4 protein-coding genes and 1 tRNA gene are annotated in these 5,599 nt (G+C 51.5%); 4 read left to right on the forward strand and 1 reads right to left on the reverse strand.

Annotated elements, in window-relative coordinates:
- The first annotated feature begins 49 nt into the window (after positions 1-49).
- A tRNA-Ala gene (locus tag AB7E14_RS19715) sits at positions 50-125 on the forward strand.
- 197 nt (positions 126-322) lie between these two features.
- Positions 323-2,521 (forward strand): bifunctional diguanylate cyclase/phosphodiesterase, encoded by a 2,199-nt coding sequence (locus AB7E14_RS19720; RefSeq protein ID WP_316962445.1) that lies wholly within the window; start codon positions 323-325, stop codon positions 2,519-2,521.
- Positions 2,522-2,563: 42 nt separating this feature from the next.
- Here AB7E14_RS19720 and nupC read toward each other — a convergent pair whose 3' ends face one another.
- Complete coding sequence (gene nupC, locus AB7E14_RS19725; RefSeq protein ID WP_042999925.1) at positions 2,564-3,766, reverse strand: nucleoside permease NupC; 1,203 nt, start codon at positions 3,764-3,766, stop codon at positions 2,564-2,566.
- Positions 3,767-4,037: 271 nt separating this feature from the next.
- On the opposite strand from nupC, the gene AB7E14_RS19730 reads away from it, so the two are divergent.
- Positions 4,038-4,127, forward strand: a complete 90-nt coding sequence (locus AB7E14_RS19730; RefSeq protein ID WP_418219731.1) for a hypothetical protein — start codon at positions 4,038-4,040, stop codon at positions 4,125-4,127.
- Positions 4,108-5,346, forward strand: a complete 1,239-nt coding sequence (locus AB7E14_RS19735; RefSeq protein WP_042999926.1) for an Nramp family divalent metal transporter — start codon at positions 4,108-4,110, stop codon at positions 5,344-5,346. Before AB7E14_RS19730 ends, AB7E14_RS19735 begins: the two co-directional genes overlap by 20 nt.
- Positions 5,347-5,599 lie beyond the last annotated feature (253 nt).

Here is a 5,599-nt window from a genome sequence, read left to right on the forward strand (position 1 = left end):
AGCTCCACCAAAATTTGAACCCAACAATTTTGGTACGTAAACGCATCGTGGGGCTATAGCTCAGCTGGGAGAGCGCTTGCATGGCATGCAAGAGGTCAGCGGTTCGATCCCGCTTAGCTCCACCAAATTCAGAACCCTCGCTGTGAAGCGGGGGTTTTTTTATCTCTGCACACCTTTCATTTTTGTAATACAGTTTCTATTAAGCCAGAGTCTGTGCTCACAAATTCGGTGGATTTATCTGGCGGGTATAGGTTTGCTTCGCGGTGCGAATAAACTTATCATTTATGTGACAAATAGTTCGTTCCGTGAGAGCAGTTAATTCATGCCACCCAAGCATAACCTGATAAATAATATAAGAATATTCGCTCTTGCGAGCGTGCTCTCCATCGCAGCCATCCAGTTTTCACGTTTGATTTCCCCTCGCACCATAGTGGACTCCAGCGATATCTATCTTTCGTGGCTACCGCTGTGCGTGCTGCTGTCGATGCTGCTGCTGTTTGGTCGACGCGCTGTTCTGCCCATTGTGCTGGCGTTATACCTGACTAATCACTGGAATCTTCATCTGCCGTTTGCGCAAGGTATCGTGTTGCTCTTTTGTCAGATGTTTGCCGTACTAGGAACGAGCGCGCTTGTTCGCTGGCATATTGGACCGCGCTGGCGTTACGGCTTGCCCGATCGCAATATCTGGCGCAGGGTGATTTGGTTTGGCTTTGTGGCTCCTGTCGGGATGAAGATCAGCATGTATCTCGCCGGGCATTATCTCGACTTCCCGGTCGCGGTGTCGACATTCTTTGGTGCTGCGGCGGCCATCTTCACGATTGTCGATATTCTGAGTCTGATCTCGGCGGCGCTGATCTTCACCATGCTGTTTTATTATCCGCTGCGGATGATTGTGAATCCGCGGTATGCCCGAACGTTCTGGCGCAGAGACATTGCGCCGTGTTTCGATAAAGAAAAGCGCTTATTTACCGTCAGTTGGCTGGCCTGTATTTCGGCCCTTCTTGTCATTATGTGTTCTCCCCTGGAGAGCGGATACATTGCAGGGTATCTGGTGCCGGTCTTCTTCATTATTTTTACCACCGGCGTGGGTAAACTCACCTATCCGTTTATTAATCTAAGCTGGGCGATTAGCACGCTGTTCTTGTTGACCTATAACCGCAATTTCTTACAAGGCGTGGGGTCGGAGTATTCGCTGGCGTTTATCCTGTCGGTTCTTGTTTCGTTCAGTATCTGCCTGCTGTATATGATGCGTATCTATCAGCGCAGTGAATGGCTTAATCGCCGCTGGCATATGCAAGCGCTTACCGACCCCTTAACTCGTTTACCGAATCTGCGTGCGCTGGAGCAGTTCCTGAAAAAAGAGTCAGGGCAGAGCGTCTGCTGTCTGCGACTGGAGAATCTGGAGTTTCTGAGCCGTCACTACGGCATGTTAATGCGCGTGCACAGCAAACGCACGGTGCACCGTATGCTGCAACCGTTGATGCTTGAGAATGAAAAAATCTTTCAGTTGCCGGGGAGTGAATTATTACTGGTGCTTAACGGGCCGGAAATGGACGCCCGTCTGCAACATATGCTCGACCTGTTGAACAGTCGTAAAATTTACTGGAACAACACCGGGCTGGACATGGGCTACGGCGCATCCTGGGGGCAATGGGATGGGAAGCAGGAGACGCTGCAACCGTTGTTGGGTCAGTTAAGCTGGCTGGCGGAACAATCCTGCGCCAATCACCGGGTACTGGCGCTGACGCATAGCCAGGAAGTCGCGACGGGCCAGACGACCGAACGGGTGCTGCTGCTCAATAAAATTCGTAAAGCGCTCGATAACGGCGATCTCCTGCTTTATGCGCAGCCTATCCGCGACGCTCACGGCAAAGGGTACGACGAGATTCTTGCGCGGCTGAAAAGCGATGAAGGTATCATGACGCCGGATCAGTTCATCCCGCTGATCGCGCAATTTAACCTCAGCGCCCGTTTTGATTTGCAGGTGGTGGAAGCCTTGCTGAACTGGCTATCTGCGCATCCTTCTGGCGAGGCGGGACCGCTTTTCTCGGTGAATCTCATGCCGCTGACCCTGCTGCAAAAAGAGACGGCGCCGCGCATTATTCGCCTGTTCACCTGCTATGGTATCGCCCCGGAAACGGTGATCATTGAGATCACCGAAGAGCAGGCATTTTCCAATTCGGAAACCAGCATGCAGAACCTTGAACAGTTGCATAAATTCGGCTTCCGGATTGCGATTGACGATTTTGGTACCGGGTATGCCAATTACGAGCGCCTGAAGCGTTTGCAGGCTGACATCATCAAAATCGACGGCGTGTTTGTAAAAGATATTCTGACCGATTCACTGGACGCGATGATTGTGAAGTCGATAACCGATCTGGCAAAGGCGAAGTCGTTAAGCGTGGTGGCGGAATACGTGGAAACCCCTGCGCAGCGGGAGCTGCTGTTAAGCCTGGGCGTGAACTACCTGCAAGGGTATCTGATTGGACGACCGAGGCCGTTAGGGGAATCACAGGTATAAAAAAACGGGGATACGCTCCCCGTTTTTTGTGTCAGTGCTGTCTTACAGAACCAGTGCGGCGATAGAGGCAGACAAGACGCTCACCAGCGTAGAGCCGTAAACCAGTTTCAGACCGAAACGGGATACGACGTTACCTTGCTCTTCGTTCAGGCCTTTAATCGCGCCTGCGATGATACCGATAGAAGAGAAGTTGGCGAAGGAGACCAGGAATACAGAAAGGATACCTTCCGCGCGCGGAGAGAGCGTGGCGGCGATTTTCTGCAGATCCATCATTGCAACGAATTCGTTGGAAACCAGTTTGGTCGCCATGATACTGCCTACCTGCAACGCTTCGCTGGACGGCACACCCATCACCCAGGCAATCGGGTAGAAAATGTAGCCCAGGATGCCCTGGAAGGAGATGCTGTAGCCGAACCAACCGGTGACGGTGGCGAACAGGGCGTTCAGCGCGGCGATCAGGGCGATAAAGCCGATCAGCATGGCGGCAACGATAATCGCAACTTTAAAGCCCGCCAGAATGTATTCACCCAGCATTTCGAAGAAGCTCTGGCCTTCGTGCAGGTTGGACATCTGGATATTTTCTTCGCTGGCATCAACGCGGTACGGGTTGATCAGCGACAGCACGATAAAGGTGCTGAACATGTTCAGAACCAGCGCCGCAACCACGTATTTAGGTTCCAGCATGGTCATGTACGCACCGACGATAGACATGGAAACGGTGGACATTGCTGTCGCGGCCATGGTGTACATACGGTTGCGGGACATTTTGCCGAGAATATCTTTATACGCGATAAAGTTCTCAGACTGACCGAGGATCAGCGAGCTGACGGCGTTGAAGGATTCCAGTTTGCCCATGCCGTTGACTTTGGATAACAGGAAACCAATGGCGCGGATGATAATCGGCAACACGCGAATATGTTGCAGAATACCGATCAACGCTGAAATGAAGACGATAGGGCAGAGAACTTTCAGGAAGAAGAAGGCCAACCCTTTATCGTTCATGCTGCCAAAGACGAAGTTCGTCCCTTCATTGGCGAATCCGAGCAGTTTTTCAAACATTTCGGAGAAGCCTCTCACGAAGCCGAGGCCGACGTCAGAGTTCAGGAAGAACCACGCCAGTAACACTTCGATAACAAGCAGTTGAACGACATAACGAATGCGAATTTTTTTACGGTCACTGCTTACCAGCAATGCGAGGATCGCAACAACGGCAAGTGCCAGGACAAAATGAAGGACGCGGTCCATATTTGCTCCAAATATGAGGCAGGTTAAGTTTTCGTGCACATTCTATGCAACGTGTACAAAGAAAACGAGATCTAACACACACTATAATCAGGACCTGTGACGAGATTCAAAAATAGTGATCCGGTATACACTTCTGTTATGTCTAATGCGAAAGTAAATAGTTAAGTTATTGTGCTAATATAATAACAATTATTAAACATGCCACGCGCATTCCTGTACCCACACTTTTATCGTTCCCGCCTATTAGAGAAATCAAGGTTACCTTTTTTACATGCACTTGATAACCATTCTCATCAGGCATACTATAAAACATAGCAAAGGCTATGTTTCCGAGGCAGAAGATGACAAACGATCGCGTTGAGAGTAGCAGTGGAAGAGCAGCGCGCAAGTTAAGGCTCACATTAATGGGACCTGCGTTTGTCGCGGCTATCGGCTATATCGACCCGGGCAATTTTGCGACCAACATTCAGGCCGGTGCCAGCTTTGGTTATAAACTGCTGTGGGTCGTGGTCTGGGCAAACCTGATGGCGATGCTGATTCAGGTCTTGTCTGCGAAACTGGGTATTGCGACGGGTAAAAATCTGGCTGAACAAATTCGCGATCACTATCCGCGGCCGGTAGTCTGGTTCTATTGGGTGCAGGCGGAGATTATCGCGATGGCGACCGATCTCGCGGAATTCATCGGGGCGGCGATAGGATTCAAACTGATCCTCGGCGTTTCGTTATTGCAGGGGGCGGTGCTGACCGGGATCGCCACCTTTTTGATCCTGATGCTCCAGCGGCGTGGACAAAAACCGCTGGAAAAAGTGATCGGCGGCCTGCTGCTGTTTGTCGCCATGGCTTATATCGTTGAACTGATCTTTTCCCAACCCAACTTTGCACAGTTGAGTAAAGGCATGATAATCCCTGACTTGCCCAACTCTGAAGCGGTATTTCTGGCCGCCGGGGTGCTGGGCGCTACCATCATGCCACATGTAATCTACCTGCACTCTTCGTTAACACAGCACCTGCATGGCGGCACGCGTCAGCAGCGCTATGCGGCGACAAAATGGGATGTAGCTATCGCCATGACCATTGCGGGGTTCGTCAATCTGGCGATGATGGCGACTGCCGCCGCCGCGTTTCACTTCAGTGGTCACACCGGTGTTGCCGATCTGGATCAGGCTTATCTGACGCTGGAACCGTTATTAAGTCACGCGGCAGCAACGGTCTTCGGACTGAGCCTGGTGGCGGCGGGGTTGTCGTCAACGGTGGTTGGTACGCTGGCGGGGCAGGTCGTGATGCAGGGGTTTGTCCGTTTTCATATCCCCTTATGGGTGCGGCGTACCATCACCATGATGCCGTCCTTTATCGTGATTCTGATTGGCCTTGATCCGACGCGGATTCTGGTGATGAGCCAGGTGCTGTTAAGCTTTGGTATTGCACTGGCGCTGGTGCCGCTGCTGATATTTACCAGCGACAGCAAACTGATGGGCGATCTGGTGAATACCCGCTGGGTTAAACAGACTGGCTGGATGATTGTGGTACTGGTGGTGGCGTTGAACCTGTGGTTGCTAGTCGGCACGGTGCTGGGGTTGTGATCTAACCCGCCGTGACACGCAACAGGTCACGGTTTTAGTCCTGGATTTCCGTTATCCTGCATCTTGCATTAGCCACTGGCGAGCGTTCATGAATCATTTTGATCTCTCTTTCCTGAAATATTTGCAGGATAACAGCCCGCTATCGATTGACGAGGCGGTTCAGCGTTTCGGTAAGACTCTCTCCACGCTAAAACGCACCATGAAAGAGCTCAATGAACTCTTGCCGGAAGACGTCCAGCTCCATCAGGATAAT

The organism is Citrobacter sp., assembly GCF_050252275.1.
Classification (GTDB): domain Bacteria; phylum Pseudomonadota; class Gammaproteobacteria; order Enterobacterales; family Enterobacteriaceae; genus Citrobacter_A; species Citrobacter_A amalonaticus.